At 60.7% G+C, this 17,652-nt stretch carries 17 protein-coding genes; 4 read left to right on the plus strand and 13 right to left on the minus strand.

The genetic code is table 11. From position 1 onward, the window contains the following. Positions 1–158: 158 nt before the first annotated feature. The 9 genes from ASG19_RS16785 to ASG19_RS16825 form a co-directional block, all read right to left on the minus strand. Positions 159–1,220, minus strand: coding sequence for a 2-dehydropantoate 2-reductase (locus ASG19_RS16785; protein WP_062459855.1), 1,062 nt, complete (start codon positions 1,218–1,220; stop codon positions 159–161). A gap of 67 nt (positions 1,221–1,287) precedes the next feature. Further along, positions 1,288–1,587: a Dabb family protein gene (locus ASG19_RS16790; RefSeq protein ID WP_062459857.1), complete on the minus strand. Its 300-nt coding sequence runs from the start codon at positions 1,585–1,587 to the stop codon at positions 1,288–1,290. A 144-nt stretch (positions 1,588–1,731) separates the two neighbouring features. Further along, positions 1,732–2,790 (minus strand): maleylacetate reductase, encoded by a 1,059-nt coding sequence (locus ASG19_RS16795; RefSeq protein WP_062459859.1) that lies wholly within the window; start codon positions 2,788–2,790, stop codon positions 1,732–1,734. Positions 2,791–2,799: 9 nt separating this feature from the next. Continuing rightward, positions 2,800–3,657, minus strand: a complete 858-nt coding sequence (locus ASG19_RS16800; protein WP_062459861.1) for an intradiol ring-cleavage dioxygenase — start codon at positions 3,655–3,657, stop codon at positions 2,800–2,802. A 39-nt stretch (positions 3,658–3,696) separates the two neighbouring features. Then, entirely contained in the window at positions 3,697–4,755 is a 1,059-nt protein-coding gene (locus tag ASG19_RS16805) for an SDR family oxidoreductase (protein ID WP_062460483.1), read from the minus strand. Positions 4,756–4,759: 4 nt separating this feature from the next. Further along, positions 4,760–5,743 carry a zinc-binding dehydrogenase gene (locus tag ASG19_RS16810; protein WP_062459863.1) on the minus strand — a complete coding sequence of 328 codons (984 nt, stop codon included), beginning with the start codon at positions 5,741–5,743 and terminating at the stop codon, positions 4,760–4,762. Between the two features lie 22 nt (positions 5,744–5,765). Then, entirely contained in the window at positions 5,766–6,779 is a 1,014-nt protein-coding gene (locus tag ASG19_RS16815) for a Gfo/Idh/MocA family oxidoreductase (protein WP_062459865.1), read from the minus strand. Further along, the gene (locus tag ASG19_RS16820) at positions 6,776–7,060 is read right to left on the minus strand and encodes a YciI family protein (RefSeq protein WP_062459867.1); all 285 of its coding nucleotides are present in this window, start codon (positions 7,058–7,060) and stop codon (positions 6,776–6,778) included. The genes ASG19_RS16815 and ASG19_RS16820 overlap by 4 nt, the downstream gene beginning before the upstream one ends. A gap of 116 nt (positions 7,061–7,176) precedes the next feature. Further along, a complete protein-coding gene (locus ASG19_RS16825) occupies positions 7,177–8,250 on the minus strand; it encodes a 2,3-butanediol dehydrogenase (protein ID WP_062459869.1) in 1,074 nt (357 codons plus the stop codon). 501 nt (positions 8,251–8,751) lie between these two features. Here ASG19_RS16825 and ASG19_RS16830 point away from each other — a divergent pair. Next, positions 8,752–9,654, plus strand: coding sequence for an NAD(P)-dependent oxidoreductase (locus tag ASG19_RS16830; protein ID WP_062459871.1), 903 nt, complete (start codon positions 8,752–8,754; stop codon positions 9,652–9,654). Between the two features lie 94 nt (positions 9,655–9,748). Continuing rightward, a complete protein-coding gene (locus tag ASG19_RS16835; protein ID WP_062459873.1) occupies positions 9,749–11,446 on the plus strand; it encodes an extracellular solute-binding protein in 1,698 nt (565 codons plus the stop codon). A gap of 134 nt (positions 11,447–11,580) precedes the next feature. Here ASG19_RS16835 and ASG19_RS16840 read toward each other — a convergent pair whose 3' ends face one another. Further along, positions 11,581–12,009 carry a DUF3429 domain-containing protein gene (locus ASG19_RS16840; protein WP_082476376.1) on the minus strand — a complete coding sequence of 143 codons (429 nt, stop codon included), beginning with the start codon at positions 12,007–12,009 and terminating at the stop codon, positions 11,581–11,583. Then, entirely contained in the window at positions 12,006–13,001 is a 996-nt protein-coding gene (locus ASG19_RS16845) for an FAD-dependent oxidoreductase (protein ID WP_062459876.1), read from the minus strand. The genes ASG19_RS16840 and ASG19_RS16845 overlap by 4 nt, the downstream gene beginning before the upstream one ends. 215 nt (positions 13,002–13,216) lie before the next feature. Here ASG19_RS16845 and ASG19_RS16850 point away from each other — a divergent pair, with 215 nt between their 5' ends. Continuing rightward, the gene (locus tag ASG19_RS16850) at positions 13,217–13,633 is read left to right on the plus strand and encodes a DUF393 domain-containing protein (RefSeq protein WP_244476201.1); all 417 of its coding nucleotides are present in this window, start codon (positions 13,217–13,219) and stop codon (positions 13,631–13,633) included. A 124-nt stretch (positions 13,634–13,757) separates the two neighbouring features. On the opposite strand, the gene ASG19_RS16855 is transcribed toward ASG19_RS16850, so the two are convergent. Next, positions 13,758–15,140: a gluconate:H+ symporter gene (locus ASG19_RS16855; protein ID WP_062459880.1), complete on the minus strand. Its 1,383-nt coding sequence runs from the start codon at positions 15,138–15,140 to the stop codon at positions 13,758–13,760. 197 nt (positions 15,141–15,337) lie between these two features. Next, positions 15,338–16,261, minus strand: a complete 924-nt coding sequence (locus ASG19_RS16860) for a helix-turn-helix domain-containing protein (protein ID WP_062459882.1) — start codon at positions 16,259–16,261, stop codon at positions 15,338–15,340. A 145-nt stretch (positions 16,262–16,406) separates the two neighbouring features. On the opposite strand from ASG19_RS16860, the gene ASG19_RS16865 reads away from it, so the two are divergent. Continuing rightward, positions 16,407–17,642 (plus strand): extracellular solute-binding protein, encoded by a 1,236-nt coding sequence (locus ASG19_RS16865; protein ID WP_062459884.1) that lies wholly within the window; start codon positions 16,407–16,409, stop codon positions 17,640–17,642. Positions 17,643–17,652 lie beyond the last annotated feature (10 nt).

A 17,652-nucleotide genomic window follows, 5' to 3' on the forward strand; every position in this document is an offset into this window, starting at 1 on the left:
GCTAAAACAAGTACGCAATCCGGCGCTTCAAATACGTCAGGAAATTCTCTCCTCCGAACTCCTTCCGATCAACTGTATGTATTTTGAAGACTACGAAAACCCTGAAAATATCCGCTTTGGATAAGTGTATTCGAGACGGGAAACATATCAGTGCGCCCTCAGCCCGCCGGGATGCTGGCCGCATAGGTTTCGATCAGCAAAGCGGCGTTTTCTGGCTTCGCCTCAAGCGTGTTCGCCTCGATCTCATAGGCCAGGTCTACGACCCGCTGATTGATCGGGGCCGTCCGGCCATGCGCTTTCAGCGTGTCGATGACCCAGCCGTTGACCTCCTGGATCTCGGCCCGCCGGCCCTTCCGCCAGTCCTGCAGCGAGGTCGTGAGCGTATCGGCTTGCGAGAAGACGGTGAGCACCTCCTCGAAGATCTGGTCCACATAGCGCTCCGGATGATTGGTGGTGACCGGCGGCATGCCGATGATCGGAACGATCTTTGCGCCATCGGCAATTGCCGCCTGCATGGCCTCATAGCCGGCCGCCCGCATCACCTCGAGCATGCCCGGACTGCGCGCCGCATCGCCGAGCGGCAGATTGACGATGGCAGACGGAATAAGTTCGGCGGCGTTGACCACGAGCTTCATCCATTTGGCGGAGCGGATATCATCCGTCACCTCGACGGTCCCGGTGCAGCGCAGCAGGTCGGCCACCGACTCCACCCTCTCCTGGGTCTGCGGGTCTAGGGCGCCGAGCGCAAACCAGGAGGTATCGTGGTCGTTCTGCCGGTTGGTGACGCCGGGTACGAACATGTTGGAAGCGATTTCGATGACGGCGCCAATAGTCCGCTCCCGCCCGACGATGGCCGCAATATCCTCGTGGGTCATGCCGTTTTGGAGGCCGATCACAAGGCCGTCCTTGGCAAGCACCGGCTCGATCAGCTGGGTCGCCCATTTCGTGTCGTAGGCTTTGACCACCAGGAAGACGAGATCGAACGGCTCCTTGATCTCCGCGACTTCGCAGAGATGCAAGGCCTTGACCCTGGCGTTGATCGTGCGGGTCGGCAGATTGACGGTGATCCCATTTTCCCGGATCGCGTTTACATGGTCGGGCCATTGCTCGATGAAGGTCACGTCATGACCGGCGAGCACGAAGTCCGCTCCGATCGATGCACCCTGTGCGCCGGTTCCGAGAAAAGCAATTTTCGGCGTCTTGCTGAAATGGGAGGTCATGCGATGGTCTCCTAGAAGGGCATGAAGGCGGGGCCGCGCTTATCGCGCGGTCAGGCGACACGTGTGGTCAGCAGATATAATCGACCTGATGGCGGGCGATCCGGATGCCCTCGAGCTCGGCTCGCACCTTCGCGTGCGCCGGATGGTCCGCGTAAAGCTTGAGAGCGGCTTCGTCGTCGAACTCGGAGTAGAGAACTACGTCGCAGGCATAGGAGATGCGGCTGATGTCCAACCCCACCTCAATTGTACTCAAACCGGGGATCTGCCCTTTGAGGCCTTCGAATTTGGTCTTGATCAGACGCGCAGCCGCCAGTTTCTCCTCGGGCGTCTCGCCGCGCACGTTCCACATGACGATGTGCCGGATCATGGCTTGTCTTCCCGCTCACCCATGCCGTCGTTCACGACATAGGCCGCTCCCAGCTCACGAAGCCAATCCGATATCACGTGCCAGCAGTCTCCAAGCCACTTGCTCATCGCTAACCCCCTCCCAAGGGCCGTTCATTATAAGAGGTTATTCTGGTCGCTGGCCCTCGTAAGCCCTTGCCAGAAGCTGGCGCAGGCCGTCTTTCTCAAGCACCCGCGGGTTCCAGTAGGCATTGGCCATGGCCTGTTCGACGGCAGCATCGATCCCATCTCCCGGCATGCCCATCGTTTTGAGGGCCGTGGAAGCCCCCAATCCCTCGGCCAGATCGAACAGCCCCGTTGCCGCGTCATCCGAACCAAGAGCTGCGGCGATTTTGGCCATGGCTTCCGGCGTGGCCGGCGCGTTGTAGGCGACCGCATGCGGCAGAAGCGCCGTGTGCATGGGTGCGTGCGGCAGGTTGAACATGCCGCCGAGCGTGTGGCAAAGCTTGTGGTGCAGCGCCATCCCGACGGATCCAAGGCACACGCCACAGAGCCAGGCCCCATAGAGCGCGTCCGCCCTGGCGTCCGGATCATTCGGTCGACGGGCAATGATGGGAAGCGCGCGGGCAATCGCGGCAATCCCCTGCTCCGCCATCAGCGAAACAATCGGGTTGGCCTCGCGGGCATAAAGCGCTTCCACCGCGTGGGCGATCGCGTTGATGCCGCTCGTGACCGACATGGCAACCGGAAGGGTCAGAGTGAGGTCGACGTCGTAGACGATCACCTCGGGCAGGATGCGCGGATCAAATTTCGTGACCTTTCGTCCGTTCTCGGTCTCACCCAGAATGGGCGTCGCCTCCGAGCCCGCATAGGTCGTTGGCACCACGATCTGCGGCAGGTCGGTGCGAAATGCGATGGCTTTGCCAAGGCCTGTCGTCGAGCCGCCACCGATCGACAGCACGGCATCGGCGGAGAGGCTCTCGACCGTTCGCATCGCATCCTGCGTCACCTCGACGGGCGTGTGCATCTGCGCGTTCGAATACATCCCTGCAAAACGGGAGCCTAGAATCTCTGCGATCCCTTGCGCCTGTTCCGCCTGCTCCGGCGTCGAAAGGACCAGGATGCGCCGGACGTCCAGCCTGTCGGCTTCGTCACCCAGGCGCGATACCGTGCCGCTTCCGAAAATGACGCGGGCCGGATTTCCATTATAGACGAAATTATCCACGCCTTGCTCCTATCTAGACTGTTGCGGAGGGACGAGGATGAAATCGAACTCCGAACGCCACAGCGTCTCGCCATCTTCCATACGGTCGAACGGTGCCACAAGGGTCGACTTGACGCCAAACACCGCGTCGGACTCGAGATACGCATCACCGCCGACAAACGTATGCGTCACCAGTTTCTGGTAGCCTTCGGCACGCACCATGTAATGCATATGCGCTGGGCGATAAGGATGCCGTCCCAGATGCGCCAGCATCTCCCCCACAGGGCCGTCGTCGGGAATGGGGTAGGACACCGGCTTGATGCCAATGAAGCTGTAATGTCCATCGGCCCCGGTGACGAACACGCCGCGATTGTTCCATTTCGGCTGAATGTCGGGCTGCTGGACGTCATAGTAGCCGTCGGCATTGTCGGACCACACGTCGATCCGCGCCCCCTCGATTGGCTTGCCCTCAAGATCAAGCACACGGCCGAGGAACAGGCAGCTCTCGCCCTTACCATCCCGACAGATCTCGTCGCCCATCTCCCGCACCGGCGCGCCTTCGACATGGAACGGGCCGAACACGGTGTTTTCCGTGGCACCCTCGGGCCGGCGGTTATTGATAGCATCCACCAGCATCGACAGACCGAGCGTATCGGAGAGAAGAATGAACTCCTGCCGCTCCGGCGTGCAGATCTGGCCGGTGCGCGTGAGAAACCCGATCGCCGTTTCCCACTCGTCCTGGGTCAGCTGGACGTCCAGGGCGAAGTCATGCAGATGCTTCACGAGGCTCGCCATCACGTGCGCAAGGCGCGGATCAACGTCAGCGCCCATGCGCGCATTGACGGTATCGACCGAGTTCGTCTCCGTAAAGTAACCGATGTCAGCCATGGCCTGTCGATCTCCCTTGCTGGTCGCGTGGTCCTGTCATTACGGAATGATCCGGTCGGCGCGCAGACGATCGAACGCGTCCGTGAAGGATTCTGTCGTGTCCTGGTAGGCGAGGAAGCCTGCCTTGCGGCTGCGGGCCATGTCGTTGAACGTCTCCACCTGCCGGCCGAGGTCGGCATCTGTGTGCCAGAAGGAGGCCACGCGCGAGAGCGCATTCTCCTTCAGCCCGTGCTTCTTCACGAGCGCATCCCAGATGGGCGCGGCATCGGCCATCTTCGTCTCGAGCGGCTGAGGAGAGCCCGGATAGTCCGCAGCTTCGATGCCGAAATAGGCAGCGATGCGCGGCCAGAGCCACTTCCAGCGGAAGACATCGCCATTGACCACGTTGAACGCCGTGTTGGCTGCGGCCGGCGTCGTCGACGCCCAGGCCAGTTGATTGGCGAGGATGCGCGCATCGGTGACGTCGGTTGCCGCCTGCCATTGCTCGGAGGATCCCGGAAACACGAAGGGCATGCCGGTTTCCTTGCAGATGGAGGCATAGACGCCGAGCGTGGCCGCCATGTTCATCGCATTACCGACCGCATAGCCGATCAGGGTGTGCGGCCGATGCACCGACCAGGTGAACCCTTCGCGGGCTGCCGCCGCAAAGACCTCGTCTTCCTGCACATAGTAGAAGTTCTGGTTGGGAAGGCGCTCCTGCTCTTCGCGGAACGGCGTCTGCGGCGCGACTTTCGCATAGTTCTCGAAAGGCCCAAGATAATGCTTGGTGCCGGTAACGAGGGCGACATGGTTCACACCTCGGCCACGCAGGGCATCGAGAACGTTGCGGACGATCGCACCATTCACCTTGCAGTTCTCGTCTTCCGTCTCCTGCCGCGACCAGGCGGTGATGAAGACATGGGTAGGCCGGATACCCTCGAGGGCGGCAGCGACGGAGGCAGCGTCGGTGAGGTCGCAGGACAGGGTCCGGACGGCGGCAATCGGGCTTTGCGACCGGGACAGACCGGAAATCTCCCAGCCGCCTTGGGCCAGCAGGTATTCGGCAAGATTGCTGCCGGCAATGCCGGTCGCACCGACAATGAGAGCGTGATGTGTCATGTTCTCATCCATTCAAAAGAGTGATCTTGATGCTCTTGGTCGCGTCCTTGCCAAAGTTGAAGGCTTGCACCGCATCGGTCAGAGCATAGTCATGGGTCTGGATCGGCGAGAGGTCGATGCCCGTTCGCTCCAGGAAGCGGATCGCGGCCGGCCAGACGCCGGGCGAGCCGATACAGCCCCGGACCGTCAGATTCTTCATCTGGATCTGGCCGATGACAACAGGGACTTTGCGGCCGATGTTGATGCCGACCATCGACATGCGCCCGTCTTCTCTTGCGTAGTCGAACGCCGCCGCAAGCGAGGCATCATGTCCGGAGGCTTCGACCACCAGATCAGCGCCATGACCACCGGTCATCTCTCGGATCCGATCTGCCGCGCCGCCATCGGATGGATCGATCGCAGCGTCTGCGCCGAGTTTCAGCGCCACATCGCGACGGGTTGCGAGCGGATCAACGACGATGACGCGTGCACCCATGCCGATCGCAGCCGCCGCCGACACCAGGCCGATCGTTCCGCCGCCGGAGACGACGACCGTCTCGCTGGCATTGGTGCCGCCGGACCGCAGCACCGCATAGAAGCCGCAGGTAAACGGCTCGATCAGCGCCGCCTTCTTGTCGTCCACCGCGTCCGGCAGCTTATGCAGCCACTCCGGATTGACGGCGAAGAACTCCCGGTCGGCGCCGCTTATCGAAAAACCGAAATGATGAAGCCGCTCGGGCGTGCGCACCACGCATTCGCCGACGACACGGTCTCCCGCCTTGAAGCCCGTGACGTTGCGACCGACCTCGACGATCTCGCCGCTCCACTCGTGGCCGGGCGTCACCGGATAGGAGATCGGAATGATGTAGCGACCGGCCAGAAGTTCGTAATCCGAGTGACAGATGCCGACGGCACGGGTTCGGACGAGGACCTCGTTGGCAGAGATTTCCGGCATGGCCAGATCGGCAATGACAGGCTTGTCCGGTGCTTCGAATACCAAGGCTTTCATGATGCTCCTCCCAAAGCCAATCTCAAAGTTGCTCGACTGCGCCCGAGCGGGCAGACAGGATGATCGCTTCGAGCAGCGCAATATTGTCGATCATTTCTTCGCCGCTGATCGGATAGGTCTCTCTGCCGCGGACAGCGCGCGCAAAAGCCCGCAGGTTGTCCCGGACCGGCTCGGCCGGTGACACTTCGCGGGTCGTTATCGGCTGGCCCTTCCAGCCCTCGGTGACGATCCACCCATCAGGCGATTCCACATGCGCTTTGTCCCGCACCTCGATCCAGCCGAGCGTGCCGAACACCGCAAAGCGCGAGATGAACGGCGTTGCAAGTGTGGCGGACACATAGGCCGACCCGCCGGACTTGAAGCGGATATGCGCACTCATGGTGTCGCCCTGCGGGATTTCCGACGCGAGGTTTTCGCAGATGACGCGGACATCCTTCGCCGGTCCCATCAGCTTGACGGAGAGGTCCGTCAGATGGATGCCGGTGGCGGTCATGCCGCCCGCCGGCGCCTGTTCGGCATTGAGCCGCCAGTTGGACGGATCGAGCCCCAGGAACTTGTCATGGCTGAAATTGGCTTCGATCTGCAGCAGGCGGCCAAGGCGGCCCGTGGCCGCGGCATCAAGGATCTCGGCAATCGGCGGTTCAAAGCGGCGCTCGTGGCCCATGCCAAGCACCAGACCGGCCTTCTCGCACAGCGCGACAGAGGCTTCGGCGTCCTTCCTGGTCATCGCAAGCGGCTTTTCGCAAAAGACATGCTTGCCGGCAGCAACCGCCTGCGCGATCTGGTTCTGGTGCAGCGAATGTGGCGTTGCCAAAATCACGGCCTCGACCTCGGGATCGGCAAGCGCCTCGCCGAGTTCGGAGGAGAAACGCATGCCCCGTTCCGCGGCAAAGCCCTGCTCTGCCGGGTTGGGGTCGACGCCATGCACGAAGTGCATTTCAGCACCTCCGGCATTGACCAGCGTCGCCATTTTCTTGCCCCACCAGCCAAGGCCGACAATGGCCGCCTGGACGGGTTTTCCCTCGTAGCCGCTCATCGGTTGTCCACCCGCTTGGCAAAGGGATGGATGTTTACCGACGCCCAGACGCCGGCAGCATTGAACGGGTCTGCCTGATTGAAGGCCACCACCTCGTCCTTCGTGTCGGCCTCGAGCAGGAACAGCGAGCCGATCATCGTCTCGTTATCGTCGGCAAGAAGAGGACCGGAGATTACGGTCTTTGTCTTGGCAGATGCCAGATAGGCCTTATGGGCATCGTAATGGGCGAGGCGCTTGTCAACGGCGCCGGGATGATCGAGGCAATGAACGATGTAATGCATGATAACCCTCTTGGATCAGGCTGTTTCAAGTGCTGCAGACCGCCCGCAAATCACCTTTGGTCGGACGGATCTGCGTGGCGGCCGCGCTTGTCACGGTCCGCGGCAAGCGCAGGGTGTCAGCCCTGCATGTTGACCAAAATCTTCATGTGTGACGCATTGGGATCGAGCAGAGCCTCGAAACCCTTCTCGACCACATCCTCCGGCGAGATCTGCGCGGTCACAATCTGCTCAACCGGAAAGATGCCGGCGCCGATCATCTGGGCGATGCGTGGCCAGATCGTCACCGGATAGCACCACGTCGCCTCCACTGTGATATCCTTCAAGGCCCAGAGCATGGCGTCGATCGAGGCAGGTTTGACATGCAGGCCGACCTGGACGACCGTGCCTCGGCGCTTGACGGCCTTGACGCAGAGATTGAGAGAGGCTTCCGCGCCGACGCATTCGAGCGCCACATCGACGCCGACGCCGTCTTCGGTATGCTGCCGGAAAAGGCTTTCCGTATCCGTTTCGCGCGGGTCGAAGACGATCGCCTCCGGGACCAGCTTCTGAGCCAGCGCGCGGCGGTTTGGATTGAGTTCGGAAACGAAGATCGTCGTCGCACCGGCTGCGCGGGTCGCCAGAAGGACCAGCGCTCCGATCGGCCCGACACCGGACACGAGGACCGTGCTTCCGGCCTCGACACCGCCGCGATCGACGCCGTAGAGCGCGACCGCCGCCGGTTCGATCATCGCCGCCTGAACGTCGCTGACGCTGTCAGGGACCGGAAAGACGTTGTAGCTGTTGACGACAGCGCGCTCTCCCATGCCGCCCCAGTCCCAGGACAGGCCGACGCAGGCCATTTTCTCGCTGAGATGATACTGACCGCGGCGCCCGTAGTAGTCGTCGCGTGGGGAGATGAGCGGCTGCACCGACACGCGGGTTCCGGGCGAAACATGCGTGACGTTGCGCCCGACTTCGAGGACGCGCGCCGAGAATTCGTGGCCTAGAATCTGTGGCAGTGTTGCGCCCGAATAGACATGAGGCGTGCTCGGCGTCACGATCGGTCCGGCAATGTATTCATGCAGGTCGGTCCCGCAAATGCCACAGACCAGCGGCTCGATCAGCACCATGTCGTCCCCGAGCGGACCCGAAGGCGCCGGGACATCCTCCACCCGGATGTCTTTCTGTGTGTAGTAGCGAACGGCTTTCATCTGACTGTCCTTCCCGAAATAACTGCATCTGCCTGCGCTGCCAGCCGCGCCAATCTCCGATGTCACGAGGCGACATGGCGGCAGTGGCCTCACCAACGCATTGCCGAGGTTTGCTAGCGTCGAATATCCAAATTTCTGAAATGATCGTCTTGCATGGCGGATCCTCCTCCGATCCTCGACATATCCTGCGAAACACACGGCACAGGGGAACGACGCTCGACAGCGCGCACACCATGATCCTTGTTGTCAGCTAAGTTCCTCCCACGGAACGCTGAACGGTCCGACTTCAGGCTAGTAGATAACGGAACCTGTCACAGCCCCCCTTTTGTCCAGAATGGATATTTTGCAGAGAGCATTCGGTAGGCTGTCGCCCTAGTGTTTTGGAGGGAGGAAATGTCTGGTCCGCGCTGATCGATGCGCGCGCTGGGCGTATGGATCCCCAGGCGATGGCCAGATCGGTGGTCCGTCACAGCCTGTTGTCGATTGGGACGGGAGGACGCAATGAACGAAGAAATTTCAGTCGGCTGGGCTGGCATAGGCAAGATGGGCGCTCCGATGAGCCGCCGGGTGCTGGAAGCCGGTTACCGGCTTCACGTCTATGAACCCTTGCCCGAAAATCGGGCGACGATCGTTGCGGAAGGCGCCAATGTCGCCCACACGCTTGAGGATCTGGCCGCAAAATCCGACGTCGTGATCCTGACTATTCCCAACGACGCCGTTTTGCGCGACCTCATCTTCGGCAAGGGCGGCCTTGCGAGCGTCATGAAAACCGGCCAGACGCTGGTGGAAATGAGCACTGTGTCGCCCGCGATCTCCGCCGAAGTGAATGAAGCCATGAGCGCATGCGGCGTCCATTACCTGCGCGCACCGGTCTCGGGCAGCACGGCGACCGCGTCTGCGGGAACCCTTTCGGTTATGGCGTCAGGTCCGGAAGACGCCTACAAGCGCCTCGATCCTATCTTTGGTTGCTTTGCCTCGCGTCGCTTCTATGTCGGCCAGGCCGAGGAGGCCCGCTATCTGAAGCTCGTCCTCAACGCCTTGGTGGGCGCCACATCGGCGCTGCTGGGCGAAGCGCTGACGCTCGGCCTCAAGGGAAACCTCTCGGTTGAGACCATGCTCAATGTCATTTGCGAAAGTGCAGTTGCGTCGCCTTTGATCGCCTATAAGCGTGACCTTCTGGTCCAGCGCAATTTCGATCCGGCATTTTCGGTGTCGCAGATGATGAAGGACTTCGACCTGATCCTCGACGCGGCCCGGGCAGACCATATCCCGATGTACATGGCATCGATGATCCGTCAGCAATACGAGACCGCCTTTACGGAAGGGCTGGCTGAAAAGGACTTCTTTGTGCTGTTCGAGCAGTCCGAACGCCGCGCGGGTCTGCTGCCGCCAGCGGAAAAATAATCACCACATTCGCGTCAGCACCTGGAGCGCCTAGCCAAGAGGCGCTGCAATGGCTACGAACATCGTCTAGTGACGCGACGGACGGGGGGCCGACGTGAACGACTACGAAATGCTGCGGGTGATTGAGTTCCTAGACAAGACCCGGCGGCCCTTCGGCGACGTGATCGGCGGATTCGACGAAGACCCCGGCTGGAAAATCGTGGTCTTTCTCATCAAGGCCCATATCCACAGCCAGACTGTCGCCATCTCAACGCTCGGCCAGGAATCCGGCCTGCCCTACGCAACTTCCATGCGGCTGATCAATCGCATGGTGGACAGTGGCTACATTTTGAAAGTCCCCAAAGGGCCCGGCGCCAAGACCTTTTCCCTGCAACCGAGCGAAAAGCTCCTGCAGTCCTTCCAGGCTTATGCCGGAAAGACGAAGTCCCTGCTTGCCCAGACGCTCGGCCTGCGCGGCGGCGAGCAGGAGGAAGACTATTACTTTGGCGGGACCCCGTTGGGCTCGCAGATCATCCCGCCCATGCGACTGGTGCAGAAGCGGGTCGAGTCGCATATCGAACTGCGCTTCCTCCTCAACGACGACAACTACTTTTCGTCCATGCGCAACATGTGGGCCGACTTCCGCAACAACCTCGCATCGAAGAAGAACTTCGACCTTCTGCCACTGCCAGATCTCTATCGCCGCATCCTGGACAATCGCAACAAACCGGTCTCTGACTACGATGTTCTCGCCATCAACATGCCCTGGCTTGGCGAGTTTGCCGAAAAGGACATCATCCGCCCCTTCGATGCCCTCATTCAGAAAACCGGTATCAACCCGCTCGACTTCCATCCTTCCATCTGGTCGACGGCCCGTTGGGATGGCCAGGACTATGGCGTTCCGGGCTACTGCACGATCGAGATCCTCGCCGCCCGGCGGGACCTGTTTGCCGATGCCGGGCTGGATTTCCCGCGAAAGTTCGAGGACGTGCTTGCCGCAGGCCGGCATTTCCACGCCCCGCAGCACGGCATGTATGGCGCAGTCTGGGACGGTGCCCGCGGCATGCCGATCGCGTCGAGCTTCATGTTCTTTGTCGGCGCTTGCGGCCAGCCGACCATTTCACTGCGCAAGTCCCGGGCGGGCTTTACGCTGGAGGGTGTGAACCTCGAAGAACTGCACTGTACCATCCAGTCGGATGCCGCCCTCTCCGCGCTGGACTTCATGCGCCGCCTGATCGAGATCTCGCCGCCGGGCATTCTCAACATGGCGTGGGACAAGACGCTTGACGTGTTCATGAAGGGAAAGGCCAGTCTCGGCTATTTCTGGACGATGCGCGCGGCAAGGTTCGAGTACGACGTTCAGTCCGTGGTCAAGCGGCGGGTCGAGTACCTGCCACAGCCCTCCGGGCCTGGCGGCACCCGCGCCTCGCCGATCGGCGGTTTCCTTTTCTGCATTCCGTCCAATCTGCCCGAAGCCCGGGTGGAACTCGCCGCCGACGCAATCGCCTGGATGGCGTCGCGCGAGGCCATGAAGGCCCATGTCAAGAACGGCTTTCCGATCGCGCCACGTTTCTCAGTCAGTGCGGATCCGGAGGCGGCTGCGAGTTCGCCGATCGTGCGTTTTGTCGATCAGCTCGCGAAGAAGAACCTGCTGCACACCTGGCAGCGACCCAATATTCCGCAATATTCAGCGATTGAAAGGATCCTTGGCGAGGAAGTGCATGACGCATTGTCGGGGGCAAAGTCAGACAGGACAGCATTGGCGGATGCGGCCGATCGGATCAACCGGGAGCTTAAAACCTCAGGGAAATGACGCACCGGGCCTGCGAGCTAGAAAAGGACGGAAGCCGTCTTGAGACGGCCACCGGCAGTGTGCCATCGAGATACCTGCGGCTTCGCCAACCTATCGAGTTGATGACGCTTGAGAGCGCAGTTTCTGCCACCCGTTCAAAAGGCGTAGCGGAAAAGCATGAAGCCATAGGCAAGCGCGACAAGCGCAGTGATCCGGATCCGCAGTTTCCAATACCACTGCCGTGAAGGATCCGTAGAAAGGGTCCTGTGGTCGGCGATCAGCAGAAGGGCAAACAGCAACACCTGTACCAGCAGGGCTATCGGCAAAGGACTGGCAACCAGTGTCGCAAAGGCAATGAGAGCCAGCACGTTACTGGCGACAATGATCACCAGGTCGCCCCTGCCGGTTTGAGCGCTTCCCCAGAGGGCTCCGGCCATAAAGGATGCGATGACTGCCCCGTAGGACAGGAATGCGGGTGCCGTTTCAAAACCGAGAACGGTCGAGGGGGCAATTGCCAGCAGCCAGAACGGCAGGGCCCCGCAATAGGTCAGAAGCGTGGAGATGGTCCGCGGGGTCATTGTCATGGCGCTACCTTTACGATCTGTTTGAGCGCATCGCCAAGGGCCGCGGCGCTGAGGAACGCTGCCTCGACCCGCCCTGCGATGCACCAGTCTCCGCAAGCCGCCAATTGGGACACATCATCGAGAAGGAAAGCCTGTCCGGCCGGCCGATCGACATTGGCATAGCGCCAACGATGGATGGTTGCAGCCTCAGCCTCACTCGGGGAGATCGGAATATAGCGCTGGAGCGCCTCCAGCATCGTCCGACGAACATCTTCCAGTGGCTCCTCCAAATGATCGTCGGACCACTTGGCCGTCGCGTTGACCACTAGACAGGGGTCGTCAGGCCGTTCCGGCTTGGAATTGTTGCGGGAGATCCAGCCGATGACCGGATCATCGACACGGGCGGCAGCAAAGGGAAGCTTTGCATCCTCGGTCTGGCGAATCATCAGCGTGAAGCAGGCATTCATCCGGGTTTTTGCCAGCGCCCCGTGATGCGTAAACTCGTCAGGAAGAAGCAATGCCGACTGCGGGGCTGGCGCCGCTAAAACCAGCCAGTCGAACGGGCCCTCGCGGCGATCGCCGATTTTCAAGAACCACTTACCCGCCGTGCCGCTGATCGCCTCCACAGGCGCGTCGGTCTGGATATCAAGGCCTGCCGCCATCGCTTTCGCAAGCGCGTTCATCGAAGGGCTCCCGACATAACGCGTGGTGTCGCCCCCCGACAAAGCCGCGAGATTGCCGTCGGGCAGCGTTGCAAGCGCACCGGTCCAGGGCTCAACCACTCTGTCGGCCTGCGCCGTCTCCAGCGCTGCACGGAAACGTCCGTCCCTGATGGTGAAATACTGCGCTCCATGATCAAAAGTCACGGCATCGGTTCGCCGTGTCGCCATCCGTCCGCCGACGCCTCTGCTTTTCTCGAAAATCCTGACATCGGCACAGTCGGCCATGGCTCTGGCCAGAGTCAGGCCGGCGATCCCTGCACCGACAATGCCCAGTCGTATTCGTCTTGCCATGTCTGTCGATCTCCGGCGGTGGCTGAGGGCATCAATGCCCCATAGGTTCCGCCGCCGCAAGCCGATCAGGCTGCGTCTCTGGTTTCCATCTTGGATGCGGCCTTGGTTGAATACTTGGGCGCTTGTGGGCGCAAGGTGCCCTGTATCGGGGATAGAGAGCGCCGATCCAGCAGGTAGGCTGTGATGTAACCTATGCTTGCGGAACATCTGTGCAGATGGGATGGTTTGGCATTCTTCGCACTCGAGGTATTAGCCATGCTCATCAACACTACAAAGCACACGTCATGATGGAGCAAGTCACCGTCTGGTTTGACAGCGGCTGCCCGCTTTGCCGGCGCGAGATCGCGATCATCCGGAGGCTGGCCCGGCGCAATGCAATCCGCTTCATCGACGCCTGCGATCCCAAGGCATCGTGTCCTGTCGATCGTGTGGAGATCCTGTCGCGGTTTCATGCCGAAGAAGGAGGCAAGCTTTTGTCGGGGGCGGCAGCCTTTGCCGCAATGTGGCGGGCGATACCCCTTTTGCGCCCGCTCGGTCTCATCGCAGGCTGGCCTCCCGTCACGCCATTCTTCGAGATGGCCTACCTGGGTTTCCTGCGACTGAGGCCGTCTCTGCAGAAGTTTTTCCGGTAATGGATACCGTGGTCGGCGCTGTCTGAACGCGGCTTGCTGCCGACCGTCTCGAAATTTGCCGATTAGAGCGAGGGAAGCCAGGCACGCCTTCATCAAGAGCGTGCCTGGCTATGAAACCGGGTTGTTAGGCCAGCCAGAAGATGATCCCGGAGAGCGCAAAGCCAACGAGGCCCACCAACGTCTGCATCGCGGTCCAGGTCTTGAACGTGGTCTTGATGTCCATGTTGAAGAAGCGACCGACCAGCCAAAAGCCGGAATCATTGACATGCGACAGCATGACAGAACCCGATGCGACGGCGATGACGATCGCTGACAGCTGAATACCTTGATAACCGGCAGCCTGTACCGCAGGCTGCACAAGGCCAGCAGCCGTGATGAGTGCAACCGTCGCGGAGCCCTGTGCAACGCGCAGCGCGGTCGAGATCAGGAAGCCTGCCACCAGTATGGGCATACCGATATCGGCAAGCACATCCGACAAAGCATTTCCGATCCCCGAAGCACGCAGAACGCCGCCAAACATGCCGCCCGCGCCGGTGATCAGGATAACAGAGCAGACAGGTCCAAGAGCAGAGTCAACGATGCGCTCCACCTTGATGGGATCGCGACCGCGCATTGGCCCAAGAACGTAGCCGGCGACGAGAACCGAAATCAGAAGTGCGATTGGAGTAGAGCCTACGGTGCGGGCAAGCTGGAACCAGCTGGCATCCTTGCTGACCCATTCCTGTGCGCGCGCGAAATCGAGGCCGGTATTCATGAAGATGAGAACGAGCGGCAAAAGAAGAAGTGCAACGACGAGGCCAGGGCTCGGCAGGGAGATTCTCTCGTCGTCGGAGGATTGCTCATCAGTGACGTTGTCGGGCACCGGCAGGTAGATGCGTTTGCCGATCCAGCTTCCGAAAAAATGGCCCGCAACGACCCAGGTCGGGATGGCGACCAACAGACCGACGATGATCAGAAGTCCGACGTCGGCGCCCAGCAGTTCGGCTGCGGCGACAGGCCCGGGATGCGGCGGCACGAAAACGTGCATGCACGAGAAGGCGGTCGCGACCGGGATGCCGTAGAGAAGAAGGCTTCCGCCAAGGCGACGCCCTACCGTGAACATCACCGGAAGCATGACGACGAGGCCTGCATCGAAGAAGATCGGGAAGCCGAAGAACAGCGACGCGATGCCCAACGCCAGCGGTGCACGTTTTTCGCCAAATCGGCGGACGAGGTCATCCGCAAGAGCCTGCGCACCACCCGATACTTCCAGCAAGCGACCCAGCATGGCGCCAAGGCCGACAAGCAAAGCAACGCCCCCGAGGGTCGAGCCAAATGCGGACGTGAGGGTGGTGAGGATATTCCCCGCCGGAATTCCCGTCACGAGCGCGGTCAGGAAACTGACGAGAATGAGCGAGACAAAAGCGTGGATGCGAAACTGGATGATAAGTACCAGCAGCAGCGCAACGGCGCCAGCCGCAATGGATATGAGCGTACCCGCTCCCAGGGTCTGTTCGAACTCCGGCAAAATTATACTCCTACAGGGCTTAGCGGTTGTGTCTGCGCGATGTACGGAGGTATCGCCCAGAATGCAAACTCAACCTCAATCGACGTGCACGACCACGTTAGGGCCGCTGCTCAGCGCGGCTTGCAGGAATTGCCTGCGAAGGCTCTATTCAACTTGAAATCGGACGTTCAACCAGAACGGCTGGTCATCACGCAGTGTCAGTCGCGTCGCGCATTTGCCTGCATCCTGCGGCGAAACGCGGATGGCCGGTCGGCGAAGCGGTCGGTGAAAGCTTCGTAGAAGCGCGAGACCGAGCCGAAGCCGGATTCGAAGGCGACATTCGTGATCGACATGTCTGTCGAGATCAAAAGCGAACGAGCCGTGTCCAGCCGGTGGCGGGCAATCGCCTGGTTCATCGTCTGGCCGACCGCCCGCTTGAACAGGCTCATGGCATAATTTGGATGAAGTCCCACATCCCGCGCCACGTGATCGACGGAAATATCGCCGAGGGCGTGTTCGGCAATGAAGCGCAACATCTGCTCCACATGACCGGCGCGCCCGCTGTCACTGGATGAGAGGCCGGCAATGGCAGGGGCGTGTTCGCGCAGATCCCGCCAACCTTCCCGCTCGATCCTCAAAACCCGGGCCGTGAGCTCGGTTCGGACGATCTCTGCCAGTCCCTCGTCACCCTGCAAGAGTTCCTCGCGCCATCTGAGAAAGACGTCCTCATCGAAAGGCCTGATAACGGTCGCTTCGATGACCGCACCACGGAAGACGGCATCCCGGAACCGGCTGAGAGTGGCAAGACCAAGAAAAACGGACATGGGAACATAGAGACAGACAAACCGCGTACCTTTTTCGATCTCCGTCACCTGATGCGGTACCATGCCCCAGAAAAGGCAGAGACGACCCGCGCCGATCGTCAGTTCCCGCCCGTCGAACCAGTAGGTCATCTGGCCCTGGGTAAGAAAATTCAGTTCGATCTGACTGTGCATATGCGGGCCAGCCATCCGCTGCACGACAAGAGTTTCGCCCGCGCAGAACCGATGGTCGCCGAACACGACAAGCGGGTGCCGCGGATCGAGATCGGGATGTGCCGGAACCGATCCGTCCTTTAAAATGGTTGATGCGGCCTTATCCATCTTAGGATCCCGGAAAACATTCCCTGAAATACAGTGGAACTCTACGGGTTTGTGGCGGAACATCAAGACGGGCTGGAGGAGCTCGATCGGTAAGGCTGAAATCTAGGACTTCATCCGGTTACCGATGGTCACAAGGGAGGAACACATGACCGTTCTAAGAAAGAGGCTGCTTGGCCTCGTATTGTCGACTTTTCTAATTGCGCCATCGGTTTTCGCGGGCGAAATCACAGTCAATTCAGACCATTCGGATCCCGTGCCGAAAAAGGCGATGGGCGATCTGATCGCCGCCTTCGAGAAGGCCAATCCCGACATCAAGGTCAAGTGGAACAATTTTGACCACGAAGGCTACAAGGCAGCGATCCGCAACTTCCTGACCGCCAACGCACCTGATGTCGTCGCCTGGTATGCCGGCAACCGCATGGAGCCCTTCGTCAAGGCGGGGCTGTTTGCCGATGTGAGCGATGTCTGGGCGGCCAATGGCTACGATCAGCAGATGAAGGCTGCCGTACCGTCAATGACGATCGACGGCAAGAAGTGGGGCATGCCCTATACTTATTACCAGTGGGGCATCTACTACCGTAAGGACATCTTTGCCGAAAAGAGCATCACCCCGCCAAAGAACTGGGCCGACCTGATCGCCGCGAGCGCCAAGCTCAAGGCTGCCGGGATCACGCCCTTCACGATCGGCACCAAGGCGCTCTGGCCGACCGGCGGCTGGTTCGACTATCTCAATCTTCGCGTCAACGGCTACCAGTTCCACATGGACCTGACGGCCGGCAAGGTTCCTTACACCGATCCCAAGGTAAAGGCCGTGTTCGAGAAATGGGCCGAGCTCGTCAAGCCCGGCTATTTCATCGAAAACCATGCGGCGATCGACTGGCAGGACGCAGTCCCGCAGCTCGTCCAGGGCAAGGCCGCCATGTATCTGATGGGCAATTTCGCCGTCGCCACGATGAAGGACGGCGGTCTGAAGGAAGAGCAGATCGGCTTCCTTCCCTTCCCTGAAATCACCCCCGGCCTGCCGAGGGCCGAAGAAGCGCCGACGGATACGTTCCACATTCCGGCCAAGGCCAAGAACAAGGAAGACGCCAAGAAATTCCTCGCTTACGTCGGCTCGGCCCAGGCACAGTCAACGATGAATGCGACGCTTGGCCAGCTGCCCGTCAACAATCAGGCGGAAAAGCCTAAGGACGTCTTCCTCGAGGCGGGCTTCACGATGCTATCGGGCGCCCAGGGTCTTGCGCAGTTCTATGACCGCGATGCCAATGCCGAAATGGCAAAGGCCGGCATGGAAGGCTTCCAGGAGTTCATGGTCAAGCCGGACAAGATCGACGCCATCCTGGCGCGGCTCGAGAAGATCCGCACCCGCGTCTACAAGTAGCGCTTCCTCC

Origin of the sequence: Rhizobium sp. Leaf306 (genome assembly GCF_001423425.1) — a bacterium.
Classification (GTDB): Bacteria; Pseudomonadota; Alphaproteobacteria; order Rhizobiales; family Rhizobiaceae; genus Neorhizobium; species Neorhizobium soli.